This is a genomic window from Pseudomonas sp. (genome assembly GCF_050739935.1).
Taxonomy (GTDB): Bacteria; Pseudomonadota; Gammaproteobacteria; order Pseudomonadales; family Pseudomonadaceae; genus Aquipseudomonas.
This window is the reverse complement of sequence record NZ_JBOICF010000123.1, coordinates 31,456-49,288: the sequence shown is the minus strand read 5'-3', so window position 1 is coordinate 49,288 and position 17,833 is coordinate 31,456. Positions and strand designations below refer to the sequence as shown.

General features: G+C 58.2%; 13 protein-coding genes. 11 read left to right on the top strand and 2 right to left on the bottom strand.

Annotated features, from left to right (window positions below):
* Positions 1-192: 192 nt before the first annotated feature.
* Complete coding sequence (recN, locus tag ACRER8_RS24715) at positions 193-1,866, bottom strand: DNA repair protein RecN (RefSeq protein WP_431748796.1); 1,674 nt, start codon at positions 1,864-1,866, stop codon at positions 193-195.
* Between the two features lie 275 nt (positions 1,867-2,141).
* On the opposite strand from recN, the gene grpE reads away from it, so the two are divergent.
* From grpE to greA, 7 genes are all read left to right on the top strand, one after another.
* Positions 2,142-2,708 (top strand): nucleotide exchange factor GrpE, encoded by a 567-nt coding sequence (gene grpE, locus ACRER8_RS24710; RefSeq protein WP_431748795.1) that lies wholly within the window; start codon positions 2,142-2,144, stop codon positions 2,706-2,708.
* Positions 2,709-2,812: 104 nt separating this feature from the next.
* Complete coding sequence (gene dnaK / locus ACRER8_RS24705; protein WP_431748794.1) at positions 2,813-4,732, top strand: molecular chaperone DnaK; 1,920 nt, start codon at positions 2,813-2,815, stop codon at positions 4,730-4,732.
* Between the two features lie 336 nt (positions 4,733-5,068).
* Positions 5,069-6,199, top strand: a complete 1,131-nt coding sequence (dnaJ, locus tag ACRER8_RS24700; RefSeq protein ID WP_346829049.1) for a molecular chaperone DnaJ — start codon at positions 5,069-5,071, stop codon at positions 6,197-6,199.
* Between the two features lie 12 nt (positions 6,200-6,211).
* On the top strand, positions 6,212-7,018 hold the full coding sequence (dapB, locus tag ACRER8_RS24695; protein ID WP_431748793.1) for a 4-hydroxy-tetrahydrodipicolinate reductase: 807 nt from the start codon (positions 6,212-6,214) through the stop codon (positions 7,016-7,018).
* A gap of 276 nt (positions 7,019-7,294) precedes the next feature.
* Entirely contained in the window at positions 7,295-8,431 is a 1,137-nt protein-coding gene (gene carA / locus ACRER8_RS24690) for a glutamine-hydrolyzing carbamoyl-phosphate synthase small subunit (RefSeq protein WP_431748792.1), read from the top strand.
* 125 nt (positions 8,432-8,556) lie between these two features.
* On the top strand, positions 8,557-11,778 hold the full coding sequence (gene carB / locus ACRER8_RS24685) for a carbamoyl-phosphate synthase large subunit (RefSeq protein WP_431748791.1): 3,222 nt from the start codon (positions 8,557-8,559) through the stop codon (positions 11,776-11,778).
* The gene (gene greA, locus ACRER8_RS24680; RefSeq protein ID WP_431748790.1) at positions 11,775-12,251 is read left to right on the top strand and encodes a transcription elongation factor GreA; all 477 of its coding nucleotides are present in this window, start codon (positions 11,775-11,777) and stop codon (positions 12,249-12,251) included. The genes carB and greA overlap by 4 nt, the downstream gene beginning before the upstream one ends.
* A 152-nt stretch (positions 12,252-12,403) precedes the next feature.
* Here greA and yhbY read toward each other — a convergent pair whose 3' ends face one another.
* Positions 12,404-12,712 (bottom strand): ribosome assembly RNA-binding protein YhbY, encoded by a 309-nt coding sequence (yhbY, locus tag ACRER8_RS24675; protein WP_431748789.1) that lies wholly within the window; start codon positions 12,710-12,712, stop codon positions 12,404-12,406.
* Between the two features lie 102 nt (positions 12,713-12,814).
* On the opposite strand from yhbY, the gene rlmE reads away from it, so the two are divergent.
* The 4 genes from rlmE (at position 12,815) to glmM (ending at position 17,783) form a co-directional block, all read left to right on the top strand.
* Positions 12,815-13,465 carry a 23S rRNA (uridine(2552)-2'-O)-methyltransferase RlmE gene (gene rlmE, locus ACRER8_RS24670; RefSeq protein WP_431748788.1) on the top strand — a complete coding sequence of 217 codons (651 nt, stop codon included), beginning with the start codon at positions 12,815-12,817 and terminating at the stop codon, positions 13,463-13,465.
* A gap of 187 nt (positions 13,466-13,652) precedes the next feature.
* A complete protein-coding gene (gene ftsH, locus ACRER8_RS24665; protein ID WP_431748787.1) occupies positions 13,653-15,563 on the top strand; it encodes an ATP-dependent zinc metalloprotease FtsH in 1,911 nt (636 codons plus the stop codon).
* Between the two features lie 8 nt (positions 15,564-15,571).
* Positions 15,572-16,423: a dihydropteroate synthase gene (folP, locus tag ACRER8_RS24660; protein WP_431748786.1), complete on the top strand. Its 852-nt coding sequence runs from the start codon at positions 15,572-15,574 to the stop codon at positions 16,421-16,423.
* A gap of 16 nt (positions 16,424-16,439) precedes the next feature.
* Positions 16,440-17,783 carry a phosphoglucosamine mutase gene (gene glmM / locus ACRER8_RS24655; RefSeq protein ID WP_431748785.1) on the top strand — a complete coding sequence of 448 codons (1,344 nt, stop codon included), beginning with the start codon at positions 16,440-16,442 and terminating at the stop codon, positions 17,781-17,783.
* The last annotated feature ends 50 nt before the right edge of the window (positions 17,784-17,833 follow it).

Genomic DNA, 17,833 nt, shown 5'->3' with positions numbered 1-17,833 from the left:
CGACCTCAGGGTCGCCTTTGTTGTTTTCAGGTTGCCGCGAGGACGGACTCAGCGCTGATTTTTCTGTGGGGCGAATTTATTCGCGATGCGGTGCATCGGTCAGTGATGTGTATCGAGTGCGCTGACGTCTCGCGAATGACTTCGCTCCCACAGGAGTGTGCTTGATCCAGAGAATACGGTGGACAGCTTGTTTCAGGATTTCGCCGCCACCACCATCTTCTTCGCATGGGCCAACGATTCTTTGGTGAGATCGATGCCGCCCAGCATCCGCGCCACTTCTTCCACTCGCTCGCTTTTGCTGAGCTTGGAAACCGCAGTGCGCGTGGCCTCTTCTGCGCGAACCTTGTGCACGAACAGATGCTGATGACCCTGCGCTGCAACCTGCGGCAAATGGGTAACGGTCATGACCTGGCCGCGCTCCCCCAGTCGACGCAGCAGTTGCCCGACGATTTCTGCGGTCGGGCCACCGATACCGACGTCCACTTCGTCGAATACCAGGGTCGGAATGCGAGATGTCTGAGCGGTAATCACCTGAATCGCCAGGCTGATTCGCGAAAGCTCGCCCCCTGACGCCACTTTCGCCAATGCCCTGAGCGGTTGGCCGGGGTTGGCGCTGACCAGCAGTTCGACCTGTTCGAGGCCGTTAGGCGATAGCTCCTTGTCGGCGTTTTCCTTCAGCTCGATATTAAAGCGTCCGCCCGGCATGCCCAGCCGCTGGATTTCATGTTCCACTGCATGCGCCAGTTCCGGTGCTGCCCGGTGACGCAGATCGCTCAGTTCGCGGGCCTTTTCCTGATAGTGACGGGCATACGAACCCAGTTCATGTTCCAGGCGTTCGATGGCTTCGTCGTTGGCATTCAGCGTTTCGATCTCGTCTAGGAGCTTCTGATGCAGCGCTGGAACTTCGGTCGGCTGTACCCGGTGTTTGCGCGCCAGTGTGTAGATGGTGTCCAGACGCTCTTCGATCTGTTGCAGACGCGCCGGATCAGCCTCGAAGCGATCAAGAAAACGATTGATCTCGCCAACCGCTTCCTCGACCTGAATCTGCGCGCTGGAGAGCAGATTGGTCGCCTCGTTCAACGCGTCCGGCGAGTTGTTTACGCTGGTCAGTCGATTGAGGCTGGCGGTCAGTGCGTTCAGCGCATTGCCTGAGTCACTCTCGCTGCAGAGCTCCACTACTTGCCGGCAAATGCCCAGCAGGCTCTCGGCGTTGGTCAGCGTGGTGTGTTCCTGCTCGAGTTGCTCCAGCTCGTTCTCGCCCAGGCTCAGGCCTTCGAGTTCTTCAAGCTGATAACTGAGCAACTGATGCTTGGCGCGTTGTTCATCGCCGGAGTTGGAGAGACGCTCAAGCTCGTGACGGGTCTGACGCCAGCGTTGGGCCGCCAGATGAACCTGACGTGCGAGATCGGTCGCGCCCGCGTATTCGTCCAGTAGCCTGCGATGCGTGTCGGTCTTGAGCAGCGACTGATGTTCGTGCTGGCTGTGAATGTCGATCAACAGCTCGCCCAGCGCTTTCAGATCGCCTTGCGGGCAAGGCGTCCCGTTTATGTATGAGCGGGAACGACCCTCGGCCGTGATGACCCGACGCAGAATGCACGGGCCATCCGTTTCCAAATCGCGTTCGGACAGCCAGGCACGCGCTTCGGGGATGTCGGCAACATCGAACGTGGCCAGGATGTCTGCCTTGTCGGCGCCCGGTCTCACTACGCCGCTGTCGGCACGATCACCCAGCGTCAGGCCCAGGGCGTCGAGCATGATCGACTTGCCAGCACCGGTTTCCCCGGTGATGACGCTCATACCGCGATCCAGTTCGAGATCGAGATGTTCAACGATGGCGTAGTTATGTATGGACAGGTGCACCAGCATGAGGGCGGCTCCCAAGCGATTTGTCTGGTTATTTATACAGTGTTTTGCTTTGGGCTGACAATGCCCGGACGTGGGTCCATTTGACAGGCGGCAAGGAATTTTTAGCACCGATGCCATGTTTTGGCAGGTTCAATCGCAAAGTGAGTCATGTCGGAAAATTTGTAGGGTTATTCGCCTTCTCCTGCGAGCAAACCCCTTGAAGAGAAAAATTACGACCCCATATAGCCGGGCAGAAGCGTGAGTTGAGCTCACGGACGTAATTGAAGGAGAGAACTATGGCTGACGAACAGAACCCGGATACGCAGGCTCAGGATCAGGCTGCCGACGCGGCGAACTCCGGAGAAGATTTGGCAACTCGCGTGCAAGTGCTGGAAGAGCAACTGGCTGCAGCCAAGGATCAATCTCTGCGTGTCGCTGCGGATCTGCAGAACGTCCGCCGTCGTGCAGAGCAGGACGTGGAAAAGGCGCACAAATTCGCACTGGAGAAGTTCGCTAGCGACCTGCTGCCGATCGTCGACAGTCTGGAACGTGGCCTGGACCTGTCCAACCCGGACGACGAGAGCATCCGTCCGATGCGTGAGGGTATCGAACTGACTCTGAAAATGTTCGGTGACACCCTCAAGCGCTATCAATTGGAAGCCATTGATCCGCATGGCCAGCCATTCAATGCCGAGCACCATCAGGCAATGGCAATGCAGGAAAGCGCGGACGTCGAGCCGAACAGCGTGCTGAAGGTGTTTCAGAAGGGATATCAGCTCAACGGTCGCCTGCTGCGCCCGGCCATGGTCGTGGTCAGCAAGGCACCTTCGCCTGTTGCACCGTCAATTGACGAGCAGGCTTGAAATCAGCTGAGTGGCCCCCATTTACAGGCCATGCGTTTAAAGAATTACCGCAATTTGTAAACGCAGTTGCGGCAACCTAATTTAAGTTTCGGGAGAGTCAAGACATGGGCAAGATTATCGGCATCGACCTGGGGACCACCAACTCCTGCGTTTCGGTTCTGGAAAACGGTGTTGCGAAGGTTATCGAGAACGCCGAAGGCGCGCGTACCACCCCTTCGATCATCGCTTACGCCAACGACGGTGAAACCCTGGTTGGTCAATCGGCCAAGCGTCAGGCGGTCACCAATCCGCACAACACCTTGTATGCGGTGAAGCGTCTGATCGGTCGTAAGTTCGACGAAGAAGTTGTTCAGAAAGACATCAAGATGGTGCCTTACACCATCGCCAAGGCTGACAACGGCGATGCCTGGGTTTCGGTCAACGACAAGAAGATGTCGCCTCCTCAGATTTCCGCGGAAATCCTGAAGAAGATGAAAAAGACCGCTGAAGATTACCTCGGCGAGTCCGTGACCGAAGCGGTCATTACTGTGCCAGCGTACTTCAACGACAGCCAGCGTCAGGCCACCAAAGACGCCGGCCGCATTGCAGGTCTGGACGTAAAACGCATCATCAACGAACCAACCGCAGCCGCGCTGGCTTACGGTATGGACAAAGCGAAGGGCGACCACACTGTCATCGTTTATGACCTGGGTGGCGGTACTTTCGACGTTTCGGTCATCGAAATCGCTGAAGTCGACGGTGAGCACCAGTTCGAAGTGTTGGCCACCAACGGCGACACCTTCCTGGGTGGTGAAGACTTCGACATTCGTCTGATCGATTACCTCGTCGACGAATTCAAGAAAGAAAGCGGCATGAACCTCAAGGGTGATCCGCTGGCGATGCAGCGTCTGAAAGAAGCTGCGGAAAAAGCCAAGATCGAGCTGTCTTCCAGCCTGCAGACCGACGTGAACCTGCCGTACATCACCGCAGACGCGACCGGTCCTAAGCACCTGAACGTGAAGATCTCCCGCGCCAAACTGGAATCACTGGTTGAAGACCTGGTTCAGCGCACCATCGAGCCTTGCCGCATCGCGCTGAAAGACTCGGGTATCGACGTCGGCGCCATTAACGACGTTATCCTGGTCGGCGGTCAGACCCGTATGCCGCTGGTGCAGAAAGCCGTGACCGACTTCTTCGGCAAAGAAGCCCGCAAAGACGTCAACCCTGACGAAGCAGTAGCGATGGGCGCTGCGATTCAAGGTGCGGTACTGGCCGGTGACGTGAAAGACGTTCTGCTGCTGGACGTCAGCCCGCTGACCCTGGGTATCGAAACCATGGGTGGCGTGATGACTGCGCTGATCGAGAAAAACACCACGATTCCTACCAAGAAATCGCAAGTGTTCTCGACTGCCGACGACAACCAGAGCGCTGTGACCATTCACGTTCTGCAGGGTGAGCGTAAGCAAGCCGCACAGAACAAGTCGCTGGGCAAGTTCGACCTGGCCGAGATTCCGCCAGCTCCACGTGGCGTGCCTCAGATCGAAGTGACTTTCGACATCGACGCCAACGGCATCCTGCACGTCGGCGCGAAAGACAAGGCCACCGGCAAGACTCAGTCGATCGTGATCAAGGCCAACTCGGGTCTGTCGGATGAAGAAATCCAGCAGATGATCCGCGACGCAGAAGCGAACTCGGATGAAGACCGCAAGTTCGAAGAGCTGGCCGCCGCTCGTAACCAGGGTGATGCGCTGGTCCACTCGACTCGCAAGATGGTCGCTGATGCGGGCGACAAGGTCACTGCCGAAGAGAAGACCGCAATCGAAGCAGCGCTGGTTGCACTGGAAACCGCAGTGAAGGGTGATGACAAGGCTGCCATTGAAGCCAAGGTCGAAGAGCTGTCGAAAGTCTCCGCACCAGTGGCTCAGAAAATGTACGCCGAGCAAGCCGAGCAGCCTGAAGGCGGTGCACAGGCCGCTCAGGAAGAAAGCAAGCCAGCTGACGACGTCGTCGACGCTGAGTTCGAAGAAGTGAAAGACCAAAAGTGAAACACCACAAGTAGGCGCAGGCTCACTTGATCGCCGGTTGACCACTTTCGAGTGGTCGCTGGTAGGATGTCGCCGCGCGGGAGCTTGCTCCCGCGTTGGCGTGTCTGGAACACACGAATTTTTAAGGCTCGCGGCACTGTTGCGCGACCTTGTGGCAAAGCCGGATGCTCCTGCAGCTCGGCTTGTTCTGCCGCTTTTTTCGGTCGATAGAAGGCCGTTGAACCAAGACCAGGATCGTTGAATTGACGTGAGTTGGGTCCGGGCCTGAAAGGGGCTCAACGAGTTCGGCAAACTCAGGAGGGTTATGTCGAACGTCCTCAAGAGTGCAGAAAACTTATGTCAAAGCGTGACTATTACGAAGTATTGGGGGTGGAGCGCGGCTCCAGCGAGGCGGACCTGAAAAAGGCGTATCGTCGCCTCGCCATGAAATATCACCCTGACCGCAACCCGGGCGACAAAGCCTCGGAAGACGCGTTCAAGGAAGCCAATGAAGCGTATGAAGTACTGTCCGACGCCAGCAAGCGCGCAGCCTATGACCAATATGGCCATGCCGCTGTCGACCAGGGCATGGGCGGTGGCGGTGCCGGTTTCGGCGGAGCGAACTTCTCCGATATCTTCGGCGACGTCTTCAGTGACTTCTTCGGTGGCGGCCGCGCGGGCGGCGGTGGTCGTGGTGGCGCTCAGCGTGGCAGCGACCTGCGCTACACCCTGGAACTGAACCTGGAAGAGGCTGTGCGCGGCACTACCGTCAGCATTCGCGTGCCGACGCTGGTCAACTGCAAGCCTTGCGATGGCAGTGGCGCGAAGAAAGGCTCTTCGCCTGTCACCTGCCCGACGTGCGGCGGCATCGGCCAAGTGCGCATGCAACAGGGTTTCTTCTCTGTCCAGCAGACCTGTCCACGTTGCCACGGCAACGGCAAGATCATTTCAGACCCTTGCGATTCCTGCCATGGCGAAGGCCGGGTCGAAGAGTACAAGACCCTGTCGGTCAAAGTGCCGGCGGGGGTCGATACCGGCGACCGTATTCGTCTGTCCGGTGAGGGTGAGGCGGGCGTGCAGGGTGGTCCAACGGGCGATCTGTACGTCGTGATCAATGTGCGTGAGCACGCGATCTTCCAGCGCGACGGCAAGCACCTGTACTGCGAAGTGCCGATCAGCTTTACCGATGCCGCGCTGGGTGGCGAGCTGGAAGTGCCGACGCTGGACGGCCGCGTCAAGCTGAAGATCCCGGAAGGTACTCAAACCGGCAAGCAGTTCCGTCTGCGTGGCAAAGGCGTTGCGCCGGTGCGTGGCGGTGGTGCGGGTGACCTGATGTGTCGTGTTGCGGTGGAAACGCCGGTCAACCTCGGCCGTCGTCAGCGTGAACTGCTCGAAGAATTCCGTGCCTCGCTGGAAGGCGACAGCTCTCATTCGCCGAAGGCCAGTGGCTGGTTCGAAGGCGTGAAGCGTTTCTTCGGCGATCTGTAAGGAGCACAGGGCATGCGACGTATTGCTGTGATGGGTGCTGCCGGGCGCATGGGCAAGCATTTGGTCGAAGCTGTTCAGGAGCGTGCGCCGCTGACGGGATTGACCGCGGCCATCGTTCGTCCGGGCAGCACCATGATTGGGGCCGACGCAGGCGAGCTGGCTTCGTTGGGTCGCATCGGTGTGCAGTTGTCCGGCAATCTGGAGCAGGTCGTGGACGAGTTTGACGTCTTGATCGACTTCACTTTGCCGGAGGTGATGCTGAAAAATCTGGCGTTCTGCCGCAAGGCGTGCAAGGCCATGGTTATTGGCACCACCGGCCTTAACGCCGAACAGAAGCATTTGTTGATGGAGGCGAGTAAGGATATTCCGATCGTCTTCGCGTCCAACTTCAGTGTTGGTGTGAACCTGTCATTCAAATTGCTGGAGTTGGCGGCGCGGGTGATGGGCGAGGATGCAGATATCGAAATCATCGAGGCGCATCACCGTAACAAGGTCGATGCGCCTTCGGGTACAGCAGTCAGCATGGGTGAGGTGGTCGCCAAGGCGCTGGGACGTGATCTGGGCAAGGTTGCGGTCTATGGACGCGAAGGCCATACCGGCGTGCGCGAGCGCGAGACTATCGGCTTCGCTACCGTGCGCGGTGGTGACGTGGTCGGCGATCACACCGTTCTCTTCGCTGCCGAAGGCGAGCGTCTGGAGATTACCCACAAGGCGTCCAGCCGCATGACTTTCGCCAAAGGGGCGGTGCGTGCAGCGCTGTGGCTCGATGGCAAGGAGGCAGGGTTGTACGATATGCAGGATGTGCTCGACCTGCATTGAGCTTTAAGATCAGCGCGACAATGCGGGCAGGAGGGGTGCTTTACCTGTATCCTGTCCGCAGTTTTACACCGCTACGCGATGTCCTGTCGCATTCTCCAGCCTTAAAGGCGTTTTAGCGGTGGATTAAAAAAGCCTTTTTCTGTAAGCTACAGCTTTAGTGTGTCCACTAAAAGCGCGCAGATAATTCGATTAAAAAGCGGGGTGACGTGTCTATACGTCATTCCGCTTTTTTACAACCTGCGATCGCCCTTTCAGGCTTTATTACGGGAGGTCTTCTTGACTAAGCCAGCCATACTCGCCCTTGCTGATGGCAGCATTTTTCGCGGCGAAGCCATTGGAGCCGACGGTCAAACCGTTGGTGAGGTGGTGTTCAACACTGCCATGACCGGCTATCAGGAAATCCTTACCGATCCTTCCTATGCCCAGCAAATCGTCACTCTGACTTACCCTCACATCGGCAACACCGGCACCACGCCGGAAGACGCTGAGTCAGACCGCGTATGGTCGGCGGGCCTGGTCATTCGTGACCTGCCTCTGGTAGCGAGCAACTGGCGTAACAAGATGTCCCTGGCCGACTACCTGAAGGCCAACAATGTCGTCGCCATTGCCGGCATCGACACCCGTCGCCTGACTCGCATCCTGCGTGAGAAAGGCGCGCAGAACGGCTGCATCATGGCTGGCGACGACATCTCCGAAGAAGCGGCCATTGAGGCAGCACGCGGCTTCCCCGGCCTGAAAGGCATGGATCTGGCGAAAGAAGTCAGCACCAAGGACACCTACGAGTGGCGTTCCAGCGTGTGGAGCCTGAAAACCGATAGTTGCCCGCAGGTCGATGCTGCTGACTTGCCGTACAACGTGGTTGCCTACGACTACGGCGTCAAGACCAACATCCTGCGCATGCTCGTCGAGCGCGGCTGCCGCGTGACTGTGGTACCCGCTCAGACTCCAGCCAGCGAAGTGCTTGCCCTCAATCCAGACGGCGTATTCCTGTCCAACGGCCCTGGCGACCCTGAGCCGTGCGACTATGCCATTCAGGCGATCAAGGATGTGTTGCAGACCGAGATTCCGGTTTTCGGCATTTGCCTGGGCCACCAATTGCTGGCACTGGCTTCCGGCGCCAGCACCGTCAAGATGGGGCATGGGCACCACGGTGCCAACCACCCGGTCCAGGACCTGGACACCGGTGTGGTCATGATCACCAGCCAGAACCACGGGTTTGCGGTAGACGAAGCCACCTTGCCGAGCAACGTCCGCGCGATCCACAAGTCGCTGTTCGATGGCACCCTGCAAGGCATCGAGCGCACCGACAAGGACGCGTTCAGCTTCCAGGGTCACCCCGAAGCGAGCCCGGGCCCGAACGACGTCGCGCCGCTGTTTGATCGCTTTATCACAGCTATGGCCAAGCGCCGCTGAGCGGCTGACTGCGACCGTAGCGACAGGTGATTGCGGCAGACCGGACACTTCCCACAGTCTGCCCAGCCACCTCAGAGAATGTTCAAGACGGCTTGCCGACTGACACAGGATTCGAGTGACAACCCATGCCAAAACGTACAGACATTAAAAGCATCCTGATTCTTGGCGCTGGCCCGATCGTGATCGGCCAGGCCTGTGAATTCGACTACTCCGGCGCCCAGGCCTGCAAGGCCCTGCGCGAGGAGGGTTACCGCGTCATCCTGGTGAACTCCAATCCGGCCACCATCATGACTGACCCGGCCATGGCCGACGCCACTTATATCGAGCCGATCAAGTGGGCGACCGTCGCCAAGATCATCGAGAAAGAGCGCCCGGACGCACTGTTGCCTACCATGGGCGGCCAGACCGCTCTGAACTGCGCACTGGACCTGGAGCGCGAAGGCGTTCTGGAGAAATTTGGCGTAGAGATGATCGGTGCCAACGCCGACACCATCGACAAGGCTGAAGACCGCTCGCGTTTCGACAAGGCCATGAAAGCCATCGGCCTGGCCTGCCCGCGCTCCGGCATCGCCCACAGCATGGAGGAGGCCAACGCGGTCCTCGAAAAGCTGGGCTTTCCGTGCATCATCCGTCCGTCCTTCACTATGGGCGGCACTGGCGGCGGTATTGCCTACAACCGTGAAGAATTCGAAGAAATCTGCGCGCGTGGTCTGGACCTGTCGCCGACCAAAGAGCTGCTGATCGACGAGTCCCTGATCGGCTGGAAAGAATATGAAATGGAAGTTGTCCGCGACAAAAAAGACAACTGCATCATCGTCTGCTCCATCGAAAACTTCGACCCGATGGGCGTGCACACCGGTGACTCGATTACTGTAGCCCCGGCGCAGACCCTGACCGACAAGGAATACCAGATCCTGCGTAACGCCTCGCTGGCAGTCCTGCGCGAGATTGGCGTTGAAACCGGTGGTTCCAACGTGCAATTCGGCATCTGCCCGAACACTGGTCGCATGGTCGTCATCGAGATGAACCCGCGGGTTTCCCGTTCCTCGGCCCTGGCTTCAAAGGCTACCGGCTTCCCGATCGCCAAGGTTGCCGCCAAGCTGGCGGTGGGTTACACCCTGGATGAACTGCAGAACGATATCACCGGCGGCAAGACCCCGGCCTCGTTCGAGCCTTCCATCGACTATGTCGTAACCAAGCTGCCGCGCTTCGCTTTCGAGAAGTTCGCCAAAGCCGACGCGCGCCTGACCACTCAGATGAAGTCGGTCGGTGAAGTCATGGCTATCGGACGTACCTTCCAGGAATCTCTGCAGAAAGCCCTTCGTGGTCTGGAAGTGGGCGTCAGCGGTCTTGATCCGAAACTCGACCTGAGCAATCCCGAAAGCGCGAGCATCCTCAAGCGCGAGCTGACTGTTCCGGGCGCAGAGCGCATCTGGTACGTCGCTGACGCATTCCGCGCAGGCATGACGGTTGAGCAAATCTTCGGCATGAACATGATCGACCCTTGGTTCCTGGTGCAGATCGAAGATCTGATCAAGGAAGAAGAGAAGGTCAAGACCCTCGGTCTGTCGGCCATCGATCGCGACCTGATGTTCCGCCTCAAGCGCAAAGGTTTCTCCGACGCGCGCCTTGCCAAATTGCTGGGCGTCACCGAGAAAAACCTGCGCAATCATCGTCACAAGCTCGACGTGTACCCGGTCTACAAGCGCGTCGATACCTGCGCCGCCGAGTTCGCCACCGACACCGCGTACATGTATTCCACGTACGAGGAAGAGTGCGAAGCCAACCCTTCGACTCGCGACAAAATCATGATCCTGGGCGGCGGTCCTAACCGTATCGGTCAAGGCATCGAGTTCGATTACTGCTGCGTGCACGCCGCACTGGCGCTGCGTGACGACGGGTACGAGACCATCATGGTCAACTGCAACCCGGAAACCGTATCGACCGACTACGACACCTCCGATCGCCTGTATTTCGAGCCAGTGACCCTGGAAGATGTGCTGGAAATCGTTCGCGTCGAGAAACCAAAGGGCGTGATCGTCCAGTACGGTGGCCAGACTCCGCTGAAGCTGGCTCGCGCCCTGGAAGCTGCAGGCGTGCCGATCATCGGCACCAGCCCTGACGCCATCGACCGCGCTGAAGACCGTGAGCGTTTCCAGCAGATGGTCGAACGCTTGAACCTGCGTCAGCCGCCGAACGCCACCGTGCGCAGCGAAGACGAAGCGATTCGTGCAGCGGCGAAGATCGGTTATCCATTGGTTGTTCGTCCGTCCTACGTACTCGGCGGCCGCGCGATGGAAATCGTCTACGAGGAAGAAGAACTCAAGCGCTACCTGCGTGAAGCGGTTCAAGTGTCCAATGACAGTCCGGTGCTGCTGGACCACTTCCTGAACTGCGCCATCGAGATGGACGTGGACGCAGTTTGCGACGGCACCGATGTGGTGATTGGCGCGATCATGCAGCACATCGAGCAGGCGGGCGTTCACTCCGGTGACTCGGCGTGCTCGCTGCCGCCGTACTCGCTGCCAGCCCACATCCAGGACGAAATGCGTGAACAGGTCAAGAAGATGGCTCTTGAGCTGGGCGTCGTCGGTCTGATGAACGTGCAGCTGGCCCTTCAGGGCGAAGATATCTACGTCATTGAAGTAAACCCGCGCGCCTCGCGTACCGTGCCGTTCGTGTCCAAGTGCATCGGTGTTTCCCTGGCGATGATCGCGGCCCGCGTCATGGCCGGTAAAACCCTGAAGGAGCTGGGCTTCACCAAGGAAATCATTCCGAACTTCTACAGCGTGAAAGAGGCAGTGTTCCCATTCGCCAAATTCCCTGGCGTTGACCCGATCCTCGGGCCAGAGATGAAGTCCACCGGTGAAGTCATGGGGGTTGGTGACACCTTCGGCGAAGCGTTCGCCAAGGCGCAAATGGGTGCCAGCGAAGTGCTGCCTACCGGCGGCACCGCGTTCATCAGCGTGCGTGACGACGACAAGCCATTGGTGGCTGGCGTCGCGCGTGACCTGATCGGGCTGGGCTTTGAAATCGTCGCTACCGCCGGTACTGCGCGTCTTATCGAAGCTGCGGGCCTGAAAGTTCGCCGCGTGAACAAAGTGACCGAGGGCCGCCCTCACGTGGTCGACATGATCAAAAACGACGAAGTCACTCTGATCATCAACACCACCGAAGGTCGCCAGTCCATCGCGGATTCCTACTCCATCCGTCGTAACGCCCTGCAGCATAAGATTTATTGCACCACTACCATTGCTGCGGGCGAGGCCATCTGTGAAGCGTTGAAGTTCGGTCCTGAAAAAACCGTGCGTCGCTTGCAGGATCTACATGCAGGATTGAAAGCATGATCAAGTACCCAATGACCGTCCAGGGCGCCAAAGCCCTGGAAGACGAACACGCCCACCTGACCAAGGTCGTCCGTCCCAAGCTCAGCCAGGACATCGGCACGGCTCGCGAGTTGGGTGACCTGAAGGAAAACGCCGAATACCATGCTGCCCGCGAGCAGCAGGGTATGGTCGAAGCACGTATTCGTGACATCGAGGGTCGCATGCAGAACGCTGTGATCATTGATGTCACAACGATTGCGCACACCGGTAAGGTGATTTTCGGCACCACCGTGGAAATCGCCAACGTCGATACCGACGAGCGCGTGACCTACAAGATCGTTGGTGAGGATGAGGCGGACATCAAGCTGGGCAAGATTTCCGTAGGCTCGCCAATCGCCCGCGCCTTGATCGCCAAGGAAGAGGGTGATGTGGTTTCAGTGAAAACGCCTGGCGGTGTGATCGAGTACGAGATCGTAGAGGTCAAGCACGTGTGATCGGGACTGCGGATGCCATCCTGGCGGGTGGTATCCGCTGACAGGCTGGGTTCTGCGAGCAGATTTCCGATATTGCCGCGGGTTGCTGTCCTGATTTTGCCGGTGTTGTGCCGGCTCCGGTCAGGGCGCGAATCGCGCCCTGGCGGGCATGCTTATTTGTAGCGGTGAATGTTCGACAGTTGTTTGTTAGGCTGGGGATTCTTGCGGTAGATCAGCGCCATCTTGCCGATGGTCTGTACCAGTTCCGCGCGACCCTGTTTGCAAAGTTCGTCGATCACGGCGCGGCGCTCGTCGCGGTCTTCCAGCTTGATCTGAACCTTGATCAGTTCATGATCCACCAAAGCACGGTCCAGCTCGGCCAGCACGCCTTCGCTCAGACCGTTGCCGGCAACCATCAGGACCGGCTTCAGGTCATGTCCAATGGATTTGTACTGTTTCTTCTGCTCGTTAGTGAGCGGCATAATCTGACCCTTTTCGTCTGATTCTGTAAAATTGGCGGCCATTTTACCCGAGGGCCCGTGGCTCCGCCCAGTTAATCACGACGCATATCATCGAGGTGCCCCGTGGCGCAGCGTTCCAAGAGCAGCCATAACTGGCTGAGAGAACATTTCGACGACAAGTACGTCAAAATGGCACAGAAAGATGGCTACCGTTCCCGTGCCAGCTACAAGCTTCTGGAGATCCAGGAGAAAGACAAAATCATTCGTCCTGGCATGACGGTTGTCGACCTTGGCGCAGCCCCGGGAGGCTGGTCGCAGGTGACCAGTCGTCTGATTGGTGGTAAAGGTCGCTTGATCGCATCCGACATTCTTGAGATGGACAGCATCCCCGATGTGACCTTTATTCAAGGGGACTTCACCGAGGATGGCGTCTTCAAGGAAATTCTGACGGCGATCGGTAATACGCAAGTAGACCTTGTGATTTCCGATATGGCCCCCAATATGAGTGGATTGAGCGCCGTGGATATGCCGCGCGCCATGTTCCTTTGTGAGTTGGCTCTCGACCTAGCGGGTCGGGTTCTGCGTCCGGGTGGTGATTTTTTGATCAAGGTCTTTCAAGGTGAAGGCTTCGATGTATACCACAAGGAAGTTCGCAAAATGTTCGACAAGGTACAGATGCGTAAGCCTCTGTCCTCCCGTGATCGCTCTCGCGAGCAGTACCTTCTAGGCCGCGGTTTTAAAGGCGGTTATGAGGCCCCGGGCGATTTCGAGTAAGGGCAATAGCTTTTTTTAAATGGCTTTATTCATGAAGCGTAACGAACATCTCGTGGTCAAAGTTTCACAAAGGGTTACAGACGCCGCCTGCCGCACCTGTAGGATCTGTAGTAAGTTAGGCCGGTGAATATCATGCGAGGCACGCTCCAGCGTGGAGCTTGCTTCAGAGGGTAGCTAATTGAACGATATGGCAAAGAATTTGATCCTGTGGTTGATCATCGCTGCGGTCCTCGTGACTGTGATGAACAACTTCTCCAGCCCGAACGAGCCGCAGACCCTCAACTATTCCGAGTTCATCCAGCAAGTGAAGGATGGCAAGGTCGAGAAGGTTGCCGTGGACGGTTACGTCATCACGGGCAAACGCAGCGACGGCGATACCTTCAAGACCATTCGTCCGGCGATTCAGGACAACGGTCTGATTGGTGATCTGGTCGACAACAATGTCGTTATCGAAGGCAAGCAGCCGGAGCAGCAGAGCATCTGGACTCAGTTGCTGGTAGCGAGCTTCCCGATTCTGGTCATCATTGCCGTTTTCATGTTCTTCATGCGCCAGATGCAAGGGGGCGCGGGAGGCAAGGGCGGCCCGATGAGTTTCGGCAAGAGCAAGGCGCGTCTGCTCTCTGAAGATCAGGTGAAGACCACCTTGGCTGATGTCGCAGGCTGCGATGAAGCGAAGGAGGAGGTCGGTGAACTGGTTGAGTTCCTCCGCGATCCGGGCAAATTCCAACGTTTGGGCGGTCGTATTCCGCGCGGCGTACTGATGGTTGGTCCTCCAGGCACCGGTAAGACGTTGCTCGCCAAGGCTATCGCTGGCGAAGCGAAAGTGCCGTTCTTCACCATTTCCGGTTCCGACTTCGTAGAAATGTTCGTAGGTGTCGGCGCAAGCCGCGTCCGCGACATGTTTGAACAGGCCAAAAAGCACGCGCCTTGCATCATCTTCATCGACGAAATCGATGCCGTGGGCCGCCATCGTGGCGCCGGCATGGGCGGCGGTCATGATGAGCGTGAGCAGACTCTCAACCAGTTGCTGGTGGAGATGGACGGCTTTGAAATGAATGACGGCATCATCGTGATCGCTGCAACTAACCGTCCAGACGTTCTTGACCCTGCGCTGCTGCGTCCTGGTCGTTTTGACCGTCAGGTCGTGGTTGGTCTGCCGGATATTCGCGGTCGCGAGCAGATTCTGAAAGTGCACATGCGCAAAGTGCCGATGGGTGACGACGTCAATGCTGCCGTCATCGCTCGTGGGACTCCCGGTTTTTCGGGCGCGGACCTGGCTAACCTCGTCAACGAAGCCTCGCTGTTTGCGGCTCGCGTGGGTAAGCGCATCGTCGAGATGAAAGAGTTTGAACTGGCCAAAGACAAGATCATGATGGGCGCAGAGCGCAAATCCATGGTCATGTCCGAGAAAGAGAAGCAGAACACCGCTTATCACGAAGCAGGCCACGCTATCGTTGGTCGCGTCGTGCCTGAGCATGATCCGGTTTACAAGGTGTCGATCATTCCGCGCGGTCGTGCGTTGGGTGTGACGATGTTCCTTCCCGAGGAAGATCGCTACAGCCTGTCCAAGCGTGCGCTGATCAGTCAGATCTGCTCACTGTACGGTGGCCGTATCGCGGAAGAGATGACCCTGGGCTTCGATGGTGTCACCACCGGTGCGTCCAACGACATCATGCGAGCAAGCCAGATTGCCCGGAACATGGTCACCAAATGGGGCCTTTCCGAGAAACTTGGTCCGTTGATGTATTCCGAAGACGAAGATGGCGGTTACCTCGGTCGTGGCGGCGGCGGTCAGAACGCCAGCTTGTCGGGTGATACCGCACGTCTTATCGACTCGGAGGTTCGCAGTATCATCGACCAGTGTTATGGCACGGCCAAGCAGATTCTTACTGACAATCGCGACAAGCTGGACGCAATGGCCGACGCGCTGATGAAGTATGAAACCATCGACGCCGAGCAGATCGATGACATCATGGCGGGCCGTACCCCTCGCGAACCTCGTGATTGGGAAGGCGGCTCCGGTGCTTCCGGCACGCCAACCGCTCCGGTCGGTCCTCGCCCGGAAACACCGATCGGCGGTCCCGCTGCTGACCACTAAGGCCTGACATGACTTCTGCGCTGTACCCGACCCGGTTGCCTTGCGGCAACCGGGTTCTTGATTTATCCCGGACTCACGTCATGGGAATCCTTAATATCACTCCAGATTCGTTCTCCGATGGTGGTCGTTTCGCCCAGCGCGATCTTGCCCTTAGCCACGCTGAAGCGATGGTTGCGGCAGGGGCGACTCTGATCGACGTTGGCGGTGAGTCCACCCGTCCCGGGGCTCGCGCCGTATCTCCGGTCGAAGAGCTGGAGCGCGTTGCGCCGATTGTCGAAGCGATCAGCCGCGAACTCGATGTGATCATTTCAGTGGATACCTCGACACCAGCGGTCATCCGCGAGACGGCGCGACTCGGTGCGGGCCTGATCAACGATGTGCGTTCGCTACGTCGTGACGGTGCGCTGGATGCTGCTGTTGCGACCGGGTTGCCCGTCTGCCTGATGCATATGCGCGGCGAGCCTACTGACATGCAGGACGATCCGCGTTATGACGATCTGGTGGCCGAGGTAACTTCGTTCCTTGGCGAGCGAATGAATGTTTGCGGTGCTGCAGGTATCGCAGCCGAAAAGATTATCCTGGACCCCGGCTACGGCTTTGCCAAGACGCTCGACCACAACTTGAGCCTGTTCAAGCATATGGAAGCTTTGCATGTGCTGGGCCGGCCATTGCTGGTCGGTGTATCGCGCAAAAGCATGATTGGCAAGGTGCTCGACAAGCCTGTCGACCAGCGCCTTTACGGTGCGCTCGCTCTGGCCGCGATGGCCATGATCCAGGGCGCCAGAATTTTGCGCGTACATGATGTTGCGGAAACTGTCGACGTAGTGCGGATGATTGCCGCCGTCGAATCGGCAAAATAAAAAGGTTGGAGCACCCATGACCCAGAAAAAATATTTCGGAACCGACGGCATTCGCGGTCGTGTCGGTCAATTCCCGATTACTCCCGATTTCATGCTCAAGCTTGGCTGGGCGGCCGGCATGGCGTTTCGCAAGATGGGCGCCTGCCGAATCCTGGTCGGCAAGGACACGCGCATCTCTGGTTACATGTTCGAATCCGCGCTGGAGGCTGGCCTGTCCGCCGCAGGTGCCGACGTGATGCTGCTCGGCCCGATGCCGACGCCGGCGATCGCCTATCTGACCCGCACGTTCCACGCCGAAGCAGGTATCGTGATCAGCGCATCGCACAACCCGCATCACGACAACGGCATCAAGTTTTTCTCGGGCCAGGGCACCAAGCTGCCGGACGAGATCGAGATGATGATCGAAGAGTTGCTAGATACACCAATGACGGTTGCCGAGTCGGAAAAGCTCGGCAAGGTGTCGCGGATCAACGACGCGGCTGGCCGTTACATCGAATTTTGCAAGAGCAGCGTGCCGACCAGCACTGATTTCGCCGGCCTCAAGCTGGTTGTTGACTGTGCACATGGTGCGACCTACAAAGTCGCGCCAAATGTGTTCCGGGAACTGGGTGCAAAGGTCACTGTTCTTTCCGCTGCACCGAATGGCCTGAACATCAACGACGGTTGCGGCTCGACGCACATGGGCAACCTGCAGGCCGCGGTCATTGCCGAAAAGGCTGATCTGGGTATCGGCTTCGATGGGGATGGCGATCGCGTGCTGATGGTCGACCACACCGGCGCGATCGTCGATGGAGACGAGCTGCTCTACATCATTGCCCGTGATCTGCATGAGCGCGGAAGTCTGCAAGGGGGCGTTGTCGGCACTCTGATGAGTAACCTGGGACTGGAGCTTGCACTCGCGGATCTTAATATCCCGTTCGTGCGAGCCAATGTCGGCGACCGTTACGTCATTGCCGAGCTGCTGGAACGTAACTGGCAGGTGGGGGGCGAGAACTCCGGTCACGTCGTCTGCTTCCAGCACACCACCACGGGCGATGCGATAATTGCCGCGCTGCAGGTGCTGTTGGCGCTCAAACGTTCGGGACAGAGCCTGGCCGAGTCGCGCCAGGGTTTGAGAAAATGCCCGCAGGTGCTGGTCAACGTGCGCTTCGAAGGTGGCGGTGTGGACCCGGTTCAACACCCTGCGGTCAAGGAGGCTTGTGCTCGGGTGACAGCGGCCATGGGCGGTCGTGGTCGTGTGCTGTTGCGCAAGTCGGGCACAGAGCCTTTGGTGCGCGTCATGGTCGAAGGCGAGGACGAAACCTTGGTCGCCGGCTATGCCGATGAACTGGCAAAACTGGTTGCTGAAGTTTGCGCCTGATTTCGGCTTGCCAGTGTTGAAACTGTTGGGTAACATCTGCGCCCACTTTG

Coding starts and splice junctions, on each gene's coding strand:
- recN (WP_431748796.1), bottom strand. CDS start 1,866: ATGCTGGTGCACCTGTCCATACATAACTACGCCATCGTTGAACATCTC.
- grpE (WP_431748795.1), top strand. CDS start 2,142: ATGGCTGACGAACAGAACCCGGATACGCAGGCTCAGGATCAGGCTGCC.
- dnaK (WP_431748794.1), top strand. CDS start 2,813: ATGGGCAAGATTATCGGCATCGACCTGGGGACCACCAACTCCTGCGTT.
- dnaJ (WP_346829049.1), top strand. CDS start 5,069: ATGTCAAAGCGTGACTATTACGAAGTATTGGGGGTGGAGCGCGGCTCC.
- dapB (WP_431748793.1), top strand. CDS start 6,212: ATGCGACGTATTGCTGTGATGGGTGCTGCCGGGCGCATGGGCAAGCAT.
- carB (WP_431748791.1), top strand. CDS start 8,557: ATGCCAAAACGTACAGACATTAAAAGCATCCTGATTCTTGGCGCTGGC.
- greA (WP_431748790.1), top strand. CDS start 11,775: ATGATCAAGTACCCAATGACCGTCCAGGGCGCCAAAGCCCTGGAAGAC.
- yhbY (WP_431748789.1), bottom strand. CDS start 12,712: ATGCCGCTCACTAACGAGCAGAAGAAACAGTACAAATCCATTGGACAT.
- ftsH (WP_431748787.1), top strand. CDS start 13,653: ATGGCAAAGAATTTGATCCTGTGGTTGATCATCGCTGCGGTCCTCGTG.
- folP (WP_431748786.1), top strand. CDS start 15,572: ATGACTTCTGCGCTGTACCCGACCCGGTTGCCTTGCGGCAACCGGGTT.
- glmM (WP_431748785.1), top strand. CDS start 16,440: ATGACCCAGAAAAAATATTTCGGAACCGACGGCATTCGCGGTCGTGTC.